The organism is Synechococcus sp. RS9907, assembly GCF_014279615.1.
Taxonomy (GTDB): domain Bacteria; phylum Cyanobacteriota; class Cyanobacteriia; order PCC-6307; family Cyanobiaceae; genus Parasynechococcus.
The window spans coordinates 2,186,771-2,206,551 of record NZ_CP047944.1; the positions used below are offsets into that span (position 1 = coordinate 2,186,771).

The window sequence follows — 19,781 nt, forward strand, 5'->3', positions numbered from 1 at the left end:
TCAAGCGGCTCCCTGAGCGGCCAGCTCCTGATCCACCCAGTCGTATCCGGTCTGCTCCAGCTCAAGGGCCAGCTCCCGTCCACCGGTACGCAGGATCCGGCCTGCCGCCATCACATGCACATAGTCCGGGGTGATCTCGTCGAGAAGACGTTGGTAGTGAGTGATCAGCAGAGTGGCGTTGTCTTCCGTCGCCAGCTGGTTCACACCACCGGCCACGATGCGCAGGGCATCGATATCCAGGCCGGAATCGGTTTCATCCAGGATCGCCACCACGGGCTCCAGCAGAGCCATCTGGAGAATCTCGTTGCGCTTTTTCTCGCCCCCGGAGAAGCCTTCATTCACGCTGCGCTCAAGGAAGGCAGGGTCCATCTGCACCACCTTCAGCTTGTCGTGCACGTGATCTTCGAAGGCAAAGGTGTCGAGCTCCTCTTCCCCCTGTTTTTCCCGCCGGGCATTGGTGGACACCCGCAGGAATTCCAGGTTGCTGACACCAGGGATTTCAACGGGGTACTGAAATCCGAGGAACACACCCAGACGGGCCCGCTCTTCAGGCTCCAGCTCAAACAGGTCCTGGCCGCGATAACGAACGCTGCCGCCTGTGACCCGGTAGGCCGGATGCCCGGCCAACACCTTGGAGAGCGTGCTCTTGCCACTGCCGTTGCGACCCATCACGGCATGGACTTCACCAGCCTTCACCTGCAGATTCACCCCCTTGAGGATGGGCTTGTCCTCGACGGAGGCATGCAGGTCTTGGATGTCGAGCAGCAGCTCAGCGTCAGGGCGAATCACGGAAAGCGTCGTTAAAAAAACAGAGACAAGGTGGGGGAGGGGATCAGCCCACGGACCCCTCAAGCTTGAGGGCCAGCAATTTGTCGGCCTCAGCGGCGAACTCCATCGGCAGCTGATTGAAGACGTCGCGGCAGAAGCCGCTGACCATCATCGAGACGGCCTCTTCAAACCCGATGCCACGGCTCTGCAGGTAGAAGAGCTGGTCTTCGGAGATGCGACAGGTGCTGGCCTCGTGCTCGATGGCCGCCTGCGGCTGCTGCGAACGGATGTAGGGATAGGTGTTCGCAGCGGCTTGATCGCCGATCAGCATCGAATCGCACTGGCTGTAATTGCGGGCGCCCTTGGCATTGGGCCCCATCTGCACGAGACCGCGGTAGCTGTTGCTGGAGCGACCTGCACTGATGCCCTTGCTCACAATCGTGGAGCGGGTGCGCGGTCCGACATGGACCATCTTGGTGCCGGTGTCGGCCTGCTGGCAGTTGTTGGTGAGGGCCACGGAATAGAACTCACCCACCGAATCAGCACCCTGCAGCACGCAACTGGGGTACTTCCAGGTGATGGCAGAACCGGTCTCCACCTGGGTCCAGCTGATGCGGCTGCGATCACCGCGGCACTGGCCGCGTTTGGTCACGAAGTTGTAGATCCCGCCGACGCCGTTTTCATCACCGGCGTACCAGTTCTGAACCGTTGAATATTTAATTGAGGCATCGTCGAGGGCCACCAGTTCCACCACAGCCGCATGCAGCTGGTTGGTGTCGAACATCGGTGCCGTGCAGCCCTCGAGATAACTCACCGAGGCACCCTCTTCGGCCACGATCAAGGTGCGCTCGAACTGTCCGGTGTCGCCGGAATTGATCCGGAAGTAGGTGGAGAGCTCCATCGGGCACTCAACGCCCTTCGGAATGAAGACAAAGGATCCGTCACTGAACACAGCTGAGTTCAGGGCGGCGAAATAGTTGTCGTTGCTGGAGACAACTGTGCCGAGGTAGCGCTCGATCAGTTCGGGATGCTCCTTGACCGCCTCACTGAAGGAGCAGAACACCACCCCGTGTTCGGCCAGCTTCTCCTTGTAGGTGGTGGCAATCGAAACGCTGTCGAAAACAGCGTCCACCGCCACGTTGCCGAGGCGCTTCTGCTCGCTCAGCGGGATGCCGAGCTTGTCAAAGGTTTCCAGCAGCTTCGGATCCACCTCATCGAGGCTGGCCTTCTTCTCCTGCTGCTTGGGAGCCGCGTAATAAACGATGTCCTGGTAATCGATCTCGGGATAACCCAGAGCAGCCCAATCAGGCTCTTCGAGGGTGAGCCAGTGGCGAAACGCCTTGAGCCGGAACTGCAGCAGGAAATCCGGCTCTTCCTTCTTGGCCGAGATCAGGCGAACGACCTCTTCACTGAGACCCTTGGCGATCTTGTCGGTCTCGATCTCGGTGACGAAGCCGTACTTGTACGGCTGGCTGACGAGATCCCGTGTGGAGGTACTGGTCATTCAGCTCAGCCGGCGGTGGCGTTGATCGTTTCGGTGGTGATGGTCTGCGTCTTCTCAGGGCAAGCGAAGGGGTTGTCCTCGGTCAGGAAGAGCATGCAGTGGCATTCCTTGCGCTCGCGCATCGGAACGCAGGGGCAGTTCCAGAAGGCCTGCGAGACCTCGGCCTCTTTGTCTTCGTAATGGCGGCAAGGGCACAGCGCTCCCCCCAGATCGTCTTTGTGACGTGCCAGACCCTTCAGAACAACAGCGGTGACACTGGGGTCGGCACAGAAATACGTGCCGGTGCGCTGGGCGTAGGTTTCAGCGAACTTGCGGATGACCTCCAGGCTTTCTGCTGTCGGCTCTTGAGGGGCGTCGGACATGGAAGTGGAGGGAGCGGCGAATTACGAAACCCCGCGGTTTCCTTACTGGAAGCCTAGGCCAACAGGCCTCCGGTCAGCGGGCTCCCCATTGTGACCCTCAACACGGCCAACATGACGTGGCAATTCGATGGCATCGTGTGGGGAGGTTTCGCCTCCTCATGAGCGCCTCGGCCCCCGCCAGCACCCGCGACGCCGTGCTCTCCCTGCTGCTGGAGCGCGGGGAGGAGGACGCTGGCACCCTTGCCGATGCCGTGGGCATTTCGGTTCAGGCCATGCGGCGGCACCTGCGCTCCCTCGCCGACAGCGGCCTGGTCTGCGCCAGCAGCAATGCCAGCGGCCCGGGGCGTCCCAGCAACCGCTGGTGCCTCACCGACGAAGGACGGGCCCAGTTCCCCGATGGCAGCGGCCGCTTCGCCCTTGGCCTGCTGGATTCGATGCGCAGCCATCTCCCCGAAGCGACGGTGCGCCAGCTGCTCAATCAGCAGGCGGAGTCGAAGGCCAGCCAGTACCGGCAAAGCCTTGGCGAAGCCTCCCTGGAGGCTCGCCTCGAACGTCTGGCACGGCTGCGACGCGACGAGGGCTATGTGACCGTCTGCAGCCGGGACGACGACGGCGTGAGTTGGCGGCTCGAGGAGGCCCACTGTTCGGTGCAGCGCATTGCTGAGGAATTTCCCGCGGTCTGCGACCAGGAATTGCTGCTGATTCGGCGCACCGTGCCGGACTGCCGGGTGGAACGGGTGCATTGGCGGCTCGAGGGCGGCCACGCCTGCGGCTTCCGCATCACTCCGTTGGCGCAGGGCTGATGGCCATCGACCGAGCCGCGATTGAACGCATCGACTCCACCCTGCTGCCCCAGCTCGATCGCCATCACCTGCGGCTGCTGAGCCACTGCCTGGACAGCTTTCAATCCATGGCCGCTCCAGGGAGCACTGGTGCAATCCCCGACGAAAACCAACGGCGCCGCTGGTGCCAGCAGCAACCCGTGGTCGCTGACGATCCAGCATTCCTCGACACCTTGCTGCTGCAGCTCAATGCTGCCGCCGATCAGCTGAATCAACTGGCGCTTGAGCTGGGCAAGCCTCCCTTGGCGCTGACCCTCGACGATCTGATCAGCGCCGCCGAAGCCCGCTGCCGTGGCTGACATGGCCGTCTGGGGTGGCCTGGCTGCCGTGACTGACACGGCTGTCTTGGCTGACTGGGTCGGGCTGCCATCATCAACTCACTTCCTCAACGCCGGCGATGCTTGAGATCTCGGACGCCCTCAGCTTCTTTCGTCTGAGCTGTGGCCGCTGGACCTCACAGCGCAGCCAGCACCACCTGCTGCATCGCCGCGCCGAAGCCGGCGCCTCCTTCATCGTTGTGGAGGAACTGCTGAAGGGCGACGAACGCCTTGCGGAGATCGCTGCACGCAACAACGCCAGCGTTGAGCAGATCGTGGGGGGCTGCTGGGTGCGCTGGAGCGGATCGATGGCCTGGGATCGGGCCGGTGAATCCCATGAAGACCAGACCATGTTCGGACTGATCCCCGAAGACGAAACGGGGCGACGGGGACTGCTGCTGCGGGATCGCGGTTACGCCGAGAAAGCGCCGGTGGCGGGACAGTTCCGCATGGACGACGAAAACGGCCTGATCCTCACCACCGACTACGAAATGATGAGTTCCCTGGAGCGCTTCTGGTTCGCCAGCGAGAACGTGCGGCTGCGCACCAGCACGGTGCAGGGGCTCTCCAACAACGCCTCCTTCTGCATCGAGACCCGGCAGCTGGACGATGTTGATCAGCCCAGCCCAGCCATAGCTACGAGCGGGGCCGCTCTCGCCCCCTTCGGCTGGTAAGCAAAAGTACTTAGAGAAAGTATTACGGCATGTAATCGCTGCAACAGCAGCTGAAGGGGGCAAGACCCAGCACTTCTACGATCGCCAGCAGTGGATGCTGTAGCTCGCGTGGCCATTCCTCTTCTGGAGTACGCACAGATCACCCAGAACTCCTTGAGAGCGGGTGTTCCGAACCTCCGTGTCGGCTCCGACGAGGGATCACGGGCTTACTCCCTGGAAATTGCAGACGACCGGGACAACCTCGACACCGTTGTGGAAGCCGCCTATCGGCAGATCTTCTTCCACGCCTTCAAAACAGACCGGGACGTCAACCTTGAGTCCCAGCTGAAGGATGGCCAGATCACGGTTCGCGACTTCATTCGTGGCCTGGTGCTCTCTGACACCTTCAAGCGCACTTTCTATGGCTTCAACAGCAACTACAAAGTTGTTCGCCACCTCTGCGAGCGGATCCTTGGCCGCAAGGTGAACGGCAAAGGCGAAGAGCTCTCCTGGTCGATCGTGATTGCGACCAAAGGCCTGGAAGGCCTTGTCGATGTGTTGCTGGACAGCGCCGAGTACCTCGACGCCTTCGGCTACGACACGGTTCCTTACCAACGCAACCGCGTGCTTCCCGGCCGGGAGCTGGGCGACACGCCGTTCAACATCACAACCCCCCGCTACGACGAGTACTACCGGGGAATCCTGGGCTTCCCCCAGATCGTCTTCACCGGCGGCCCCGCCAAGAAAGTTCCTGCCCGCGCCAAAATCCGCAAGGGTGGTTCACCTCAGGACTACATGGCCTGGGTGGCAGAAATGGGCGGACCCCGTGGAGTTGCCCCCAGCGGTGGCGCCGACATGGACTACATGTCGAAGGTTCCCTACCGCAGCATCGGCCGCTGATCCCGGCCTCGACCATTTTCAAAAAAGCGGGGCTTCGGCTCCGCTTTTTTTGTGTCTCTGACAGTGATCCCCGGGATCGACGTTCACCCAGTGGTCAGCATCCACTGACCCTTGGCCGCTTGACGCTTCGAAAAGGAATTTTTCAGATCACAATGATCCCAAACGAAACCTGGAGTTTTTGGACGTGTCCCAAACCCTTTCATCCCTGGCACGTCTCACCCTTCGTCAACTGCGTCAGATCGCCAGCGACCTAGGGGTGCCGCTCTACAGCCGCAAAAGCAAAGAGACCCTGGTCGACGAGGTTGCCCAGCGTCAGCAAAAGCGTGGTGGAGATCTGAAGGCCATCGAGGCGGAACTCAACGCGCCGGCCATGGGCAGCAGCGACACCCGCGTGGTGTTCCTGCCTCGCGACCCCCAATGGGCCTACGTGTTCTGGGAAATTTCCGACGCCGATCGCAAGGTGGCCCAGAAGGACGGCGCCAGCCGACTTTGCCTGCGCCTGGCTGACGTAACCGGCATGCAAGACGGCAATGCCCATCCCCACACCCTCCAAGAAGTCCCCGTCGACAGTCACAGCACCGAGTGGTATTTGCCCGTACCCCTCTGTGACAGGGATTACCGCGTTGAGTTGGGCTATCGCATCGGCGCCAGCTGGATGTCTCTGGCCTTCTCTTCCGTGGCACGCGTGCCCGCTCTTCACCCGAGCGAGCAGATCCTTGATCAGTTCGTGCCCTTCAGCCTTGAGGCAGCACCGGCTGAATCCGCTCCAGCTCCCGTCGCGCCGATCGAGTCGAGCAACAGTGGCCTGCATGAGCGGCTCTACCAAAGCGCCACGGTTCAGTTCCGCCGCCGTCGGGTTGGCTCGGAAGAATTCCAGGAGGGCTTTGACGTTTCTGGCGACAGCAGTGGCTTGAATGACTCAGGGGCTGGCCTCTGGGCCAGCGGCCGCAACGAATCTGGCCTTGGTGGCGTGGCTCCCCGCCAACGCTCCTTCTGGCTGGTGGCTGACGCCGAACTGATCGTCTACGGCGCCACCGACCCTTCCGCTCGCCTCACCATCGGTGGCGAAGAAGTGCCTCTCTCCACCGACGGTACTTTCCGAATTCAGGTGCCGTTCCGGGATGGCGAGCAGATGTATGCCATCGAAGCCACGGCTTCCGATGGAGAGCAGAAGCGCAACATCACGCTCAACTTCAAGCGTGAGACCCCTGAAGACAACAGCAACCCTGCCAGCGAAGCTCGCGCCGAGTGGTTCTGAACCCTTCCGATTCCAAAGCACCAGCAACCCTTCGCTGGTTCGTGGCCATCACCCCCCTCGCGGGGGCGATGGTCTTTCCGTTAGTGGTGCCTTTGGTGATGGCCCGGGCGGGCATCGGAGCCGGTGTGGGCGTCGCCCTTGTTCTGAGTGGACTTTGGTTTGTGGCGATGCTGAAGACATCGGAGATGCCCCACTAAAAATCGGGGAACTCTGATCAAGGCAAGGTCTTGGTCTCGATGTTGAAGAACACGCTGGGTTGGATGGCAGCGGCTCTTGTCTGCGGAGGTTGCAGCCAGCCGGGATCGATCGTGGGCATGGCTCCGGCAGAACTGCCGATGCCCAAGCAGATCGATGTGGTCTTTAATCACAACGCCAGATCGCGCTACCGCTCACCCCTTACAGGGGAGTGGCGCAATGGTGACGACATGGAGGCGTGGCTGATTGAAGCCATTGATGGCGCCACCGAGGAGGTGCTGGTGGCCGTTCAGGAGCTGAGCCTGCCAAGGGTTGCCCAGGCCCTGATCGCGGCAAAACACCGCGGTGTTCTTGTTCAGGTGATCCTCGAGAACAACTACCGGCAGGCCTGGAGTGAGCAACGACCCAGCCGGTTGAACCAACGGGAACGACAGCGGTGGCATCAGTTGAACCGCTTGGCCGACAGCGATCGCGACGGCACCACCACTGCCGACGAAGCCTTCCCAGGTGATGCCGTGGCGCTACTCCAAGCAGCGAACATTCCACTGATTGACGACACCGAAGACGGCAGCAGCGGCAGCGGCCTGATGCACCACAAGTTTCTGGTGATCGACCAAACAACAGTGATTACAGGCAGCGCCAATCTCACCAGTTCTGGCCTTCACGGTGATGCGGGCCGGCCGTCCAGTCGCGGCAATGTAAATCACCTGCTGCGGGTCAACAGCCCTGAGCTGGCCCTGGTGTTCCGCCAGGAATTCGTCCAGATGTGGGGCGATGGCCCCGGCGGCAAGCAGGACAGTCGCTTTGGCCTGCAGAAGGAAAAAGGGAGCGTGCAAACCGTGCAGGTAGGCAACATCCACGTGGATGTGCTGTTTTCACCCCATCCCAAGAGGGACAGCAATCACGGGCTCAACTTGTTGGCAGAGCAGCTGAAAGCCGCAAAAAAGAGCCTTGATATGGCCCTGTTTGTGTTTTCCGCACAGCAACTCACCAACATGCTGCGAGCGAAAATCGAACAAGGCGTTGAAATCCGGCTGGTCGCCGATCCTGGGTTTGCAAGCCGCCCCTTCTCCGAGGTGCTCGATCTGCTGGGCGTCAGCCTTCCAGATCACACCTGCAAGGTAGAAGAGGGTAATCAGCCGTTGGATCAAGCCCTCAAAGGCGTCGGTACTCCCCGCCTTGCCCGTGGTGACAAGCTCCATCACAAATTTGCCGTGATCGACAACAAAACAGTGATCACGGGGAGCTTCAATTGGTCGCCTTCAGCAGCACACACCAACGACGAAACCTTGCTGGTGATCCACTCACCTCAACTCGCCAAACACTTCACCCATGAGATGGATCGCCTTTGGGGAAGCGCTGAACTGGGGATCACACCACACATCCAACGCAAACTTGAGCGTCAAAAGATTCGATGCGGCGATGGGGTGGAGAGGGGCTGAGAAGGTTGAGAGATGAGGGAGAGTGGCTTGAGACGTGGCTTAGGGGTTATGCGTGGCAACTACAAATCTAGAAGAGGCGATAATGCTATATTAAATAATAAATCGTGAGCTCATATGGCAATTCCTCTTGGGTTTGAGCCAGTTCAATTAATCGAATCAAAGAAGTGGATCAGCCGAACCAAAGCTGCTGTCGGCAAGAATCGAAAACTGAATATTTTTATTGACCCAGGTGGCTCCAATCACACTCACACTGTCTGGAATGATCATGAACAGCGTGAAGTCTCAGCCAAAACTGAAAAACCAGAAAAATGGCAGCTTTCCATTATTAGAGACTCGATCAAAAGAGCCAACCAGGAATTTAACTTAAAAGTAAAAGAAGTTTCTAAGCCACACAAATCCAATGCGACCATCGAGATTTTCAATGTACCTGGTGTAGATGCCGTCGCAGAAAACTGGGAAGACGGTACCAATTCACTACACATGGGATTCAAATCGGGACTAGAAGGAGACAAGTATCCAGATGCTTGGTCAAAGCCCGAGAATTATCCACACGGACCAGATGAAAGGGAGACCTGGAGAAAGATCTTTGTTCATGAGCTAGGGCATCTCATGGGCTTGGAACACCCTTGGGAAAAAGCGGACGGAGACCAGGCACCGGGCGTCAAAAACTCAAATTCATATACCCCTTGGACTGTCATGGGGTATACAGATAGAGACCAAGACGGAAATATCATGGCTTGGTTCCAAGAGGCTGACAAGCAAGCTCTAAACAAAATTTGGAGCCCTTATAGCAACAATAGTTCTTCGGACGGTTTAGATTCCGTCGGGGATGCAATATACGCACCTAAAAAGTTTAACAAGAAGTCAGCAGACAAAATCACCAACTTCAATCCATCTACCGACACCCTGGAAATTGATACCGACAGCTTTGGCATCGATAGCTCTGCCACCTTTGCCACTGGCAAGAACAAGAAGGCAGTCAAAAAAAAACTTGCCAAGCAGGACTTTGACTTCCTTTACGACGAGAAGAAGGGTGGTCTTTACTTCAACGAAAATGGGGCAGACAAAGGCTTTGGCGAAGGTGGCATCATTGCCATCCTTAAAGGTGCTCCTGATCTGACTGGCAGCAATTTGGAGTTCATCTGAGCCACTTCGCAACTCTTCCATAACCTCAACGGAAACTCAACCGCCAACTGATCCGTGGAGAGGGATGGGTGGAGAGAGGATGAGAGGGAAAGAGAGTGGCTTAGGAGGTGGCTAGGACCAGAAAGCGATCAACCTTCAAAAAACGGAAGAAAGCCAGGAGAGAATCGTAGGGGGAAGAACTAATATCTTCGCCAAGAAGGAGTCCCAAGTGATCCGTCTGCGCCAAGAAGGTGGGTTCTACCGGTCCATCAGGCAAAAGGCAGGACTTGCCATCGCAGCCATCACCCGCATCGTGAAGGAACAGGAGACAGTCAAGTGCTGAAAATTCTTGTCGGAGTCGGAGTGGGGTTCATCCTCTTCACGAACCCAGAAGCAAGACAGGTCACCGCAGACCTGCTGAGAGCAACTGCGAATGCGATTGCCCCTGAGCAAGACGGCAAGACCTTTCAGGACAGGGTGAAGGATGCTGTTGTGGAGAGAGTAATGGAGGATCGATGAGAACACTCCTTGTGCCTCTACTCCTCTTACCTCTGATGCCTGCGAAAGCAGAGGAACCCGATATTCAGTGCCCTGGGATTAACACCATTGAGATGAGGTGGTGTGCTTCCCAACGATGGGAGGAGTCCAACAAAGCACTTAAGGAGCAACTGGAACCAAGGACCCTGAACAAGTGGAAAGCAGCAACCCAGGAGGTTTGTGCTGCTGCATATGCCCCATACCATCAGGGGACCATCTACCCCCAGATGGTTGTCGGGTGCGACGACCGACTCAACCGAGTTCTTCTCCAAGAAATGGAGGGTCTGGTGGTATAAGAGTCGAAATCGGCTACCAGGACCGGTTCGGTTCCTGGAAGCACTTCCAGAGCAAACACAACGAAGCAGATGCCTTCTGTGCTGCCTCACGAAGAGCACAAGGCACGGGAAAGAGATCGACTCCTGAGTTCTGACGGGATTTTGTTTGACCTGCTGGAACCATAGAGATGCAACTTTGTACCCCTACTTCCCGAGGCAGTCAGACAATGGTGAAATCATCAGCACCTAATTCAGGAGCACCTTGAAGTCTGGCAAATAGACCACCATCTCCCCATCCTTTTTGCTTACCATTCTCATTGAAGTAAAGAAATCCTTTCTTCTCATCAAAGACAATGTCTTTATTACTTTTACTCACTCGTTTAAATGCTGCATTATTGCCGACGACTTTTTTTATTTTTAGTTTTTTTGCCAAAATCAAGAATATTTTTATCTACAAGAAAACTATCTCCATCACTTGAAGTGAAATCTTTGACTTTAATTGCTGCCTTTTTCCCAAATCCATCTGGATTTTGAAAAAAGAAACCATCAGCACCTCCTTCCCGACAATCATATGGGCTGATTTGCCATTTAGGAGTAAGTAGACCTCAGTAATCATGGAATCAGGATGGTCCCCCAAAGAGACTGTCCGACCTTCCAGGAGCATAAAGCCGTGGGTGTTTATAACTGAAAGAGGAGTTGCGCCACACGCCTAACGAAGTCAGGAGATGGGGGGAATGAGACGGTAAAGAGAACTGACTTAGCTCTAAACTCCAGCAAGCGCACGGAAATGCAGTGGCTGGTTTTGGAGGAGCAGCAGATGGCAAAGCGGGAAAATCAACAAAAAAGCCGAAACTGAACTTTCAGAAATGGTTCAACCAAGCCATTTATTCTCACAAGACAGGCCGGTTCAGAGAAGCAGAAGCGATTTACAAGAAAATGATCACTGCAGGAACATCTGATCCTGCAGTGTTTTGCAATCTTGGAATCCTTTGCAAAAACAGTGGCCGTATTAACGAAGCCCTGGAACACTATGAACAAGCCCTGGAATTCGAACCTGAAGACCCCCAGATTTACAGCAACATCGGAAATCTATACCGGGACACCGGAAATCTTGATCAAGCCCTGAAATTCACGCTGAAATCACTCGATCTTGATCATGAGCAATCAACTGTCCAGATGAATCTCGGCAGTATTTACAGAGACCTCGGAGAAACAGACAGAGCGCTAACAGCCACCATCAACGCCATTGAATGCGATGAAGGTAACATCGAAGCGCTGCAGAACCTGAAAAGCCTCGCCAGCGACATCGAGGTAAACGCATTCAACAGAGACTCCGCGAACAAAGCCTACGAAAAGCTTCTCAATTGCGATGACTTTTCCCATCGCAAAATCGGCCAACTCTTCGTGCAAGTCCACCTGGATGACATCCAAGCGGCCGCAGGTTCAAACCCAATCATCTCAGACCAAAACCAGGCCTTTCATCGCCTCGCATCAGACTGGAGGTTCAGAACAGCGCTGACCTTACTGATCCCAACCCACAAGGAGACAGAGGAATTCCTCACACGCCTAAGAAAGGAATTCCTAGCGCACATCAAAAACCACAGCTCTACACTCCCAGAGCTCAAACCCCTGCTGGAGGCGCTTGCGACGCAATGCTTCCTCAACGAATACGTCTATTGGCAATCAGACGAGGAGCAACAATGGATTGATGATCTGATTGAAGACACAAGGAAAAGAAAAAAAGCCTTCAATCAATCCTTGCCCATGATTGGCTGCTATCGACCCATCCACGGCATCACCACAAAAGAAGAAATCAACTCATATCCCATCAACAGCGATGAGAGTAAAGCCTTCATCAACACCCAATTCAATGAGGTCGAAACAGAGCAGGACATCAAAGCCCGCCTCGGCCATAGCAAGAAAATAACCAATGAGGTATCACTCGACGTACAACAGATGTACGAAGAAAATCCCTACCCTCGATACAAACATGCAGACCACACTTATCCCCTTTTTGCAAAACCAACAGCTGAGTTCATCTCCTTAGAGACAACCATTGAAAATCCCTCCTTCTGCAATGAACTCTCAACACCCAACTCCAGCCCAAAGATCTTGATCGCTGGATGCGGAACGGGCAACCAAATCATTAACGCCAGTCGCTATAAAAATGCGCAAATCACGGCAATTGATATCAGCACCAACAGCCTGGCCTACGCAGCAAGAAAAATTCAGGAGACCAACATGCGCAATGTTCGGCTCCAGCAACTGGACATCCTGGATGCCAATCAGCTTCAAGACATCTACGACGTGATTGAGTGCAGCGGGGTGCTGCATCACATGCAAAACCCCGCCGAGGGCCTGGCAGCACTGAACAGCAAACTCAAGCCAGGAGGCTATTTCAAGATTGGTCTATACAGCAAACTTGCCAGACAGAAAGTCTCTGCAGCACGAAAACTGATCAAAAACCTGGGCATTCAAAGCACACCAGAAGACATCAGAAATTTTCGCAAGCAAGTATTTAACGATGATCAGCACGAACTAAAAGACTTATCTGAACTTGCAAGTGATTTCTATTCGCTCTCCGAGTGTCGCGACCTTTGCTTTCACGTTCAAGAGCATCATTTCACCACCGAGATCCTGGAAAAACTTTTAGAGGCCGAGCACTTGGCATTTTGCGGATTCATGCTTCCGAAATCCATCAAGACGTCTTATCAAAGCCACTTCCCCGAAGACATCGATGGCACCTCACTCAGCAACTGGGGAAAATTCGAGGAGGACAATCCATCAACATTTCAAAGCATGTATCAATTCTGGGCCTACAAACCGTTGTAGAAATATTCACCGAGGCAATCAACGACAAAAGCCCCCATGCCCTCAACAAACGAAAATGAATCATCTTGTTTCACCTGAAACGAGCAAGGCATACGGAAACTTTCGTCATCCAGACGGTCCAATGCTTCGCTGATTGATCTTTCAAACGATTGATTGGCTCAACTGCGCAAAAGAACGCCAAACTGGTCCCATGACATTCAAGATCACACGCTTCCTGCTGCTGCTCGCCTTCGCCAGTCCCGTGATCGCAGCTGAGCCCTACGAGCCATGGCCCAGCAAGGATCAACTTCGCAGCATTGAGCTGGCCGCCTACGCCTGCTCCCGTGACAACACAACGGAAGCCTGCGCGCGGGTGCGTCAGCTGGCCGATCCTTTGATGGATCACTCAAGGTTGCCGGGGCTCTGCAAAGACGTGCTGTGGTCCCTGATGGATGAAGCCAAGATTGCCAGCACCAACGACTTTCGCCGTCAGGACGCCATCACCAACACCGCTCGGCGGATCCCAAGGGTCTGCGCCGAGCCTGTGATCAAAAAAGAGAAGCCCAAATCACGTCAGGGCTGAGCCTGGTGGACGTCAATCAAAGTCGAAGCTGAACCGCTGCCCCTGCATCAGGGTGGCCACCTCACCGCGAACGGCATCGAGCAGTGCCACGCTCACATCGGGGTGCTTCTTGATTTCGTCCACAAACATCTGCACGTCGGCAGCGGTCAGTCCATGGTTTGTGATTCTGGAATCCACCTTGCCGCGAAACGTCTCGAGAAGACTGAGTTGATCAGCGTCGAGTGGCTTGGAACCGGGATGGGTGACGTCCATCGAAGAAACAGAGGCGATCAGTGGGATGTCTCCGAATCGCCAAGCAGATCGAGCAGGATCTCGGATGTGGCGATCATGTCGCCCATGCTGAGTTCGCTTTCCTGACCAGCAATTTCGGAGGCCAACTCACACGCGGTGGAGGAGTGGCCAGAGACATCACAACTGTTGGACAATCTCAAGATGGCATTGGAAAACTTGCCGCGCAGGCATTCTTCCGAACCTGACTGATTGATTACAGCATTGGCGGCAGACACGGCCTCCTGAGAGGCTTCCGGCAGAGGAAGGGCCCGTTTCCAGCTTTGTGATGCAACAACGGAAGAGGTCGTGCAGGCCATTCCGACGAACAACAGCAACAGACAGCGATGCATGGTCGTCGGAATTGATGCGGGCCAAAGGGTAGCGGCGTCAACTGGTCGCGACCGACGCTTTGGAAATGGATTTCCATGTTTAGGTTCCGCATACAGCCTCCATCCGTCGTGATGACCACCTCGGCCCCTGCGGAACCGACCCAACGCCAGGTGCCCCTGGCCACCCCTTTCACCGACCAGAAGCCTGGGACCTCCGGCCTACGCAAAAGCAGTCGCCAGTTCGAGGAGCCCCATTACCTGGAGAGCTTCATCGAAGCATCGCTTCGCACGCTGCCGGGCGTGCAGGGCGGCACCTTGGTGGTGGGGGGCGATGGCCGTTACGGAAACCGCCGTGCCATCGACGTGATCCTGCGGATGGGCGCCGCCCACGGTCTCAGCAAGGTGATCGTCACCACCGGCGGCATCCTCTCCACGCCCGCCGCCTCCAATCTGATCCGGCAGCGCCAGGCCATCGGCGGCATCATCCTGTCCGCCAGCCACAACCCTGGTGGTGAGAACGGTGACTTCGGCGTCAAGGTCAACGGCGCCAACGGTGGCCCCACCCCCGCCTCCTTCACCGATGCAGTCTTCGAGTGCACCAAGACCCTGGAGCAATACACGATTGTTGAGGCTCCAGAAATCCCACTGGATGCCTCTGGTCTGCACAGCATCGGCGCGATGCAGGTGGAGGTGATCGACGGCGTCGACGATTTCGTCGATCTGATGCAGAAGCTGTTCAACTTCGATCAGATCCGCGATCTGCTTCGCAGCGACTTCCCCTTGGCCTTTGACGCCATGCATGCCGTCACCGGGCCTTATGCCACTCGCTTGTTCGAGGGGCTGCTGGGTGCACCGGCGGGAAGCGTGCGAAACGGCACACCCCTGGAAGATTTCGGCAACGGTCATCCCGACCCCAACCTCACCTACGCCCACGACCTGGCTGAACTGCTGCTCGAGGGAGATGAGTACCGCTTCGGCGCCGCCTGCGACGGCGATGGCGATCGCAACATGATCCTGGGCCAGCGCTGCTTTGTGAATCCCAGCGACAGCCTCGCCGTGCTCACGGCGAACGCCACGGTGGCTCCGGCCTACGCCGATGGTCTGGCCGGGGTGGCTCGTTCGATGCCCACCAGCGCCGCGGTGGATGTGGTGGCTAAGGAGCTGGGAATTGACTGCTTCGAAACCCCCACGGGCTGGAAATTCTTCGGCAACCTGCTGGATGCCGGCAAGATCACCCTCTGCGGGGAAGAAAGCTTCGGCACCGGCAGCAACCACGTTCGCGAGAAAGATGGCCTCTGGGCGGTGCTGTTCTGGCTGCAGATCCTGGCGGTGCGCCGCTGCAGCGTCGCCGAGATCATGGCCGAACACTGGAAGCGCTTCGGACGCCACTACTACTCACGTCACGACTACGAGGCCGTCGCCAGCGACGCCGCCCATGGTCTCTACGACCGCCTCGAATCCATGCTTCCCAGCCTGGTGGGCCAGGCTTTTGCCGGACGCAAGATCAGCACAGCGGACAACTTCAGCTACACCGATCCGGTTGATGGTTCTGTGACCGCGGGCCAGGGTCTGCGCATCCTTTTGGACGACGGCAGCCGGGTGGTGGTTCGCCTCTCCGGCACGGGCACAAAGGGAGCGACGATTCGCGTCTACCTGGAGAGCTACGTGCCCAGCAGCGGCGACCTGAACCAGGATCCCCAGGTTGCCCTGGCCGACATGATCAGCGCCATCAACGACCTGGCCGAGATCAAGCAACGCACGGGCATGGACCAACCCACCGTGATCACCTGAACAGTGATCACCTGAACCGGGACCATCCCATCTGACATGCAAAAGCCACCCCTCGGGGTGGCTTTTTGCTGGCTCTTGTGGATCCCTCAGGGACGACGGCCGCGGTGAGCCTTGCTGTGCCGATAGGCAGGATCGGTGGCTTCCTCCTGCAGCTGGCGCATCGTCTCAATCGCAAAGCCCCCCAGGCCTCCCGAGGTGATCACCATCAGATAAAAGAGGCGCAAACGGCCCAGCGCGATCTCGGCCGGGCTGTTATCGATCAGCACCTTGAGGAAATAGGCCACCGCCAGACCAAGACCGGCACCTATGGCCACTGCAATCAACACACGCATGCCACTGAAGGGCTTGCGTTGATTCACCTCGGTTTTCAACTCAGTCATCAGCTCGGTTGCGGGGTGGGGGTAGGACCGTCCTCAGGAGGCTTGGCATCGGCCTCGCCCAGCAACGTCTTCATCACCACGTAGAAGACAGGCACCACAAGGGTGGAGAGGAAGGTGGCCACCAACAGACCACCGAACACCACCAGGCCCAGGGACGACTGACTCTGGGCACCCGCACCACTGGCCAGCATCAGCGGCAGGAAGCCGGTGAGGGAGGAGATCGCCGTCATCAGAATCGGCCGCAGACGCGACTTGGCGGAGAACTTGGCAGCCTCCAGGGCCGACTCGCCCTCACCCATCTTCTGGTTGGCCAGGTCGACGATCAGAATCGCGTTGCCGCCCGCCAAACCGATCAGCATCACCAGACCCACCTGGGCGTAGATGTTGAGCACCTGGCCGGCACCGCCAAGGAACACCAAGGCCCCCAGCAACGCCGTCGGCACGGTGAGCAGGATGATGATCGGGTCGGTGTAGCTCTCGTACTGAGCCGACAGCACCAGGAACACCGCCAGGATGCCGAGCGCGAAGATCACCACCGCCAGGGATCCAGCTTTCACTTCTTCGCGGGAGATACCGGTCCAGTCGAAACCAAGACCCTGGTAGCTGCCAGCGTTGAAGATCTGCTTCATCGCCCCGATCGCCTGTCCTGAGCTGTTGCCTTCTTTGGGAGTGCCGTCGATCTTGATCGAGCGGTAGAGGTTGAAGTGGGGAATGACGCTGGGCCCCACCGTCTGCTTCACGGTGAAGAACTCCGAGAGGGGAATCTGCTCGCCCTTGGCATTGGCGACATAGATGGCCGACAGACGCTGGGGGGTGGCCCGGCTGACCTCATCGGCCTGCACATACACCCTGCGCACCTTGCCCTCCTGGAAGGTGTCATTCACGTATTGCCCACCGAAGTTGACGCTGAAAACAGACATCGCGGAGGCGAAATCGACACCGAGCGAAGCCATCTGCTCCCGGTCCACATCGATCTTGTATTGCGGAGCCTGGGGGGAGAACAGCGTGTAAACCTGATTGAGAACGGAATCGCTGTTCGCCGTTTGAATGATCTGCTGAGCAGATCCGAAAAACTCATTCAACGAATAGACGCCACTGCTCTGGTCCAGCAGCTGGAACTCGAAGCCACCACCGGTGCCATAACCGGGAATCGACGGGGGTTCAACAACAAACACCCGACCCCCATCAATCGCGCCATACAACTTGGCGTTGAGACGCTTCACCACCGCTCCCACGGTGTGGTCCTTGCCGGGCCGATCATCCCAGTGGTTCATCCCGATGAAGAACAGACCCTTGTTGGGGGCGTTGCCATCGAGGCTGGCGCCGCTGAACAAGGCCGCTGATGCGATGTCCTCCTCGGAGCGCAACACCTCAGCCACCTGACGGTTGATCGCCAGGGTTTTCTCGTTGGAGACACCCTCAGGAGCCTGCACGAAACCGATGGCATAGCCCTGGTCTTCGATCGGCACGAATCCACCGGGAATGCGGGTGAAGGCGAATCCCGTCAGCAGGATCCCGGCCGCTAGGGCCGCCATCACAATCGGACGGGCTTTGAGCACGGCATCGAGGATCGACGCATAGCGCTTCTCAAAGCCGCCATACAAACGGTTGAAGTTGGTGAAGATCACCGGGATGAAGTAGCCAACGCCACCTCCAATAGCGGTGAACAACACCACCGGGATCGGATTGGAGACGATCACCCCTGTGGTGATCACACCCACCGCAGCACCACCGGCGGTGAAGGGAAGACGCAGGGGCAGACCACTGATCTTGCCGGCGATGAAGCCGACCACCGCACCGATCACCGTTGGGATCAGCGCTGCCGCCGCTCCATTGCCAGCACTGAGCAAGCCGTAAATGAAACCAAGCACCACACCGGCCGTGGCGTACTGATTGCGGCTGAGATCCTTGGTCTCGCGAGACAACAGCAGGGCCGACAGCATCGGCGAGAAGGTGAGGGCGTTGAAGGTGGAGATGCCGATCGAGAAAAGGATCGTGGCGGCGAACTGCTTGTAGATCGTTCCGGTGGCACCTGGGAAAAACAGCACCGGCAGGAACACCGCCATCTTCACCAGAGAGGTGGCGATCACAGCCCCGAACAGCTCATCCATGGTTTCCATGGCGGCCTGCACCGAGGTCATCCCTTCCGCCTTCTTGGCGGAGGTGTCTTCCACCACGGTGATGGCGTCATCCACCACAAGGCCGGTGGCCAGCACAAGACCAAACAGGGTGAGCTGGTTGAGGGAGAAACCGAAGGCCAGCACGAGGGCGAAGGTGCCGATCAAGGCCACCGGAATCGCAATCGCGGGCACAAGCGTGGCTTTCCAGTTCTGCAGGAACAGGAACAGGATCAGCACCACCAGGATCACTGCGTCCCGAAGGGAGTTGGTCACTCCTTTGATCGACTGGTTGATGAAGTCGGTGGTGTCGTAAATCTTCTGGACCCCGAGGCCAACCGGCAGGGTTTGCTCGAACTCGGCCAGCACCTCCTTGACGCCATTGGAGACCTCGATGGCATTACTTCCGGAGAGCTGGTAGATCGCGATGCCAACCGAAGGTGTGCCTTTGAGATCCATGGCGTCAATGCCGTAGGTCTCACCGCCGAGCTCAACGCGGCCCACATCCTTGAGCCGCACCAAGCCACCGGCATCAGTGGATCTGAGAATGATGTTCTCGAACTCCTGGGTGCTGGTCAGACGACCCTGCAGCTGCACCGTGAAGGTGTATTCCTGACCTTCAGGGGCAGGGGCGCCGCCGATCTTGCCGGCGGGCACCAGACGGTTCTGGCTTCGCAGCTGGTTGACCACATCGGTGGCCGTGAGGTTGTTGGCGGTCAGCTTCTCAGGGTCCAGCCAAAGGCGGAAGGCGATCTTGCGGTTGCCGAAGTAGGTGACATCGCCGACGCCCTTCACTCGTTTGACGTTGTCGGTGAGGTTCTTGTCGAGATAACCGCTGATCGTCTCCACCGAGTATTCGGTTTTGGCGGGGTCTTCGTTGACGAAGTTGTAGACGAGCAGGATCGAGTTGGAGGCCTTGTTCACCGTGACACCCGACTTACGCACCTCCTCCGGCAACTGTGGTTCCGCCAGGGAAACGCGGTTCTGCACGTTCACCTGGTTGATGTTGCCGTCGGTGCCGCTGTCGAACGACACGGAGATCGAACTCACACCATCCGACGAGCTGTTGGAGGTGATGAAGTCCATGTTCTCCACCCCATTGATCTGCTGCTCGAGCACGGAGGTGACCCCCTGCTCAACGGCAACAGCATCAGCACCCACGTAGGTGGCCTGCACCTTCACCGTTGGAGGTGCAATGTCGGGGAGGTTTTCAATCGGAAGGATCGGAATCGAGATCAAACCAACGATCACGATCAGCAGGCTGCAGACCGTGCTGAGAACCGGCCGGGTGATGAAGTTATTGGAAGCAGACATCGATCAAC

The 19,781-nt window shown here is 57.4% G+C and carries 19 protein-coding genes; 11 read left to right on the forward strand and 8 right to left on the reverse strand.

Going from position 1 to position 19,781, the window contains the following annotated elements:
* From sufC to SynRS9907_RS11950, 3 genes are read right to left on the reverse strand one after another with little or no spacing between them, the layout of a single operon-like run.
* On the reverse strand, window positions 1-789 hold the full coding sequence (gene sufC / locus SynRS9907_RS11940) for a Fe-S cluster assembly ATPase SufC (RefSeq protein ID WP_115131764.1): 789 nt from the start codon (window positions 787-789) through the stop codon (window positions 1-3).
* A gap of 43 nt (window positions 790-832) precedes the next feature.
* Window positions 833-2,272: a Fe-S cluster assembly protein SufB gene (sufB, locus tag SynRS9907_RS11945; protein WP_188021161.1), complete on the reverse strand. Its 1,440-nt coding sequence runs from the start codon at window positions 2,270-2,272 to the stop codon at window positions 833-835.
* A 5-nt stretch (window positions 2,273-2,277) separates the two neighbouring features.
* Window positions 2,278-2,634 (reverse strand): ferredoxin-thioredoxin reductase catalytic domain-containing protein, encoded by a 357-nt coding sequence (locus tag SynRS9907_RS11950; protein WP_038553034.1) that lies wholly within the window; start codon window positions 2,632-2,634, stop codon window positions 2,278-2,280.
* A 158-nt stretch (window positions 2,635-2,792) separates the two neighbouring features.
* On the opposite strand from SynRS9907_RS11950, the gene SynRS9907_RS11955 reads away from it, so the two are divergent.
* From SynRS9907_RS11955 to SynRS9907_RS11990, 8 genes are all read left to right on the forward strand, one after another.
* Window positions 2,793-3,437, forward strand: a complete 645-nt coding sequence (locus SynRS9907_RS11955) for a metalloregulator ArsR/SmtB family transcription factor (RefSeq protein WP_188021162.1) — start codon at window positions 2,793-2,795, stop codon at window positions 3,435-3,437.
* Complete coding sequence (locus tag SynRS9907_RS11960) at window positions 3,437-3,775, forward strand: hypothetical protein (RefSeq protein ID WP_188021163.1); 339 nt, start codon at window positions 3,437-3,439, stop codon at window positions 3,773-3,775. The genes SynRS9907_RS11955 and SynRS9907_RS11960 overlap by 1 nt, the downstream gene beginning before the upstream one ends.
* A gap of 98 nt (window positions 3,776-3,873) precedes the next feature.
* Entirely contained in the window at window positions 3,874-4,467 is a 594-nt protein-coding gene (locus SynRS9907_RS11965) for a phycobiliprotein lyase (RefSeq protein ID WP_188021164.1), read from the forward strand.
* A 108-nt stretch (window positions 4,468-4,575) separates the two neighbouring features.
* Entirely contained in the window at window positions 4,576-5,346 is a 771-nt protein-coding gene (locus SynRS9907_RS11970) for a phycobilisome rod-core linker polypeptide (RefSeq protein WP_370586611.1), read from the forward strand.
* A 184-nt stretch (window positions 5,347-5,530) separates the two neighbouring features.
* The gene (locus tag SynRS9907_RS11975) at window positions 5,531-6,604 is read left to right on the forward strand and encodes a DUF4912 domain-containing protein (protein ID WP_186541268.1); all 1,074 of its coding nucleotides are present in this window, start codon (window positions 5,531-5,533) and stop codon (window positions 6,602-6,604) included.
* Complete coding sequence (locus tag SynRS9907_RS11980; protein ID WP_188021166.1) at window positions 6,595-6,801, forward strand: hypothetical protein; 207 nt, start codon at window positions 6,595-6,597, stop codon at window positions 6,799-6,801. Before SynRS9907_RS11975 ends, SynRS9907_RS11980 begins: the two co-directional genes overlap by 10 nt.
* Before the next feature lie 39 nt (window positions 6,802-6,840).
* A complete protein-coding gene (locus SynRS9907_RS11985) occupies window positions 6,841-8,241 on the forward strand; it encodes a phosphatidylserine/phosphatidylglycerophosphate/cardiolipin synthase family protein (RefSeq protein WP_188021167.1) in 1,401 nt (466 codons plus the stop codon).
* A 114-nt stretch (window positions 8,242-8,355) separates the two neighbouring features.
* Entirely contained in the window at window positions 8,356-9,387 is a 1,032-nt protein-coding gene (locus tag SynRS9907_RS11990) for a reprolysin-like metallopeptidase (RefSeq protein ID WP_188021168.1), read from the forward strand.
* Between the two features lie 1,011 nt (window positions 9,388-10,398).
* Here SynRS9907_RS11990 and SynRS9907_RS11995 read toward each other — a convergent pair.
* Entirely contained in the window at window positions 10,399-10,611 is a 213-nt protein-coding gene (locus SynRS9907_RS11995) for a hypothetical protein (protein ID WP_188021169.1), read from the reverse strand.
* A gap of 359 nt (window positions 10,612-10,970) precedes the next feature.
* Here SynRS9907_RS11995 and SynRS9907_RS12000 point away from each other — a divergent pair, with 359 nt between their 5' ends.
* Window positions 10,971-13,010, forward strand: a complete 2,040-nt coding sequence (locus SynRS9907_RS12000) for a tetratricopeptide repeat protein (RefSeq protein ID WP_255445911.1) — start codon at window positions 10,971-10,973, stop codon at window positions 13,008-13,010.
* Between the two features lie 190 nt (window positions 13,011-13,200).
* A complete protein-coding gene (locus tag SynRS9907_RS12005; protein WP_188021170.1) occupies window positions 13,201-13,572 on the forward strand; it encodes a hypothetical protein in 372 nt (123 codons plus the stop codon).
* A 12-nt stretch (window positions 13,573-13,584) separates the two neighbouring features.
* Here SynRS9907_RS12005 and SynRS9907_RS12010 read toward each other — a convergent pair whose 3' ends face one another.
* Both SynRS9907_RS12010 and SynRS9907_RS12015 read right to left on the reverse strand, forming a co-directional pair.
* A complete protein-coding gene (locus SynRS9907_RS12010; RefSeq protein ID WP_186496112.1) occupies window positions 13,585-13,824 on the reverse strand; it encodes a hypothetical protein in 240 nt (79 codons plus the stop codon).
* A gap of 17 nt (window positions 13,825-13,841) precedes the next feature.
* Window positions 13,842-14,177 carry a hypothetical protein gene (locus SynRS9907_RS12015; RefSeq protein WP_255445912.1) on the reverse strand — a complete coding sequence of 112 codons (336 nt, stop codon included), beginning with the start codon at window positions 14,175-14,177 and terminating at the stop codon, window positions 13,842-13,844.
* Window positions 14,178-14,303: 126 nt separating this feature from the next.
* On the opposite strand from SynRS9907_RS12015, the gene SynRS9907_RS12020 reads away from it, so the two are divergent.
* Window positions 14,304-15,962, forward strand: a complete 1,659-nt coding sequence (locus SynRS9907_RS12020) for an alpha-D-glucose phosphate-specific phosphoglucomutase (protein WP_188021172.1) — start codon at window positions 14,304-14,306, stop codon at window positions 15,960-15,962.
* A gap of 86 nt (window positions 15,963-16,048) precedes the next feature.
* Here the strand turns inward: SynRS9907_RS12020 and SynRS9907_RS12025 are convergent, their stop codons facing one another.
* Both SynRS9907_RS12025 and SynRS9907_RS12030 read right to left on the reverse strand, forming a co-directional pair.
* Window positions 16,049-16,342, reverse strand: a complete 294-nt coding sequence (locus tag SynRS9907_RS12025; protein WP_188021173.1) for a hypothetical protein — start codon at window positions 16,340-16,342, stop codon at window positions 16,049-16,051.
* Window positions 16,342-19,773: an efflux RND transporter permease subunit gene (locus tag SynRS9907_RS12030; protein ID WP_188021174.1), complete on the reverse strand. Its 3,432-nt coding sequence runs from the start codon at window positions 19,771-19,773 to the stop codon at window positions 16,342-16,344. Before SynRS9907_RS12030 ends, SynRS9907_RS12025 begins: the two co-directional genes overlap by 1 nt.
* Window positions 19,774-19,781: the final 8 nt, after the last annotated feature.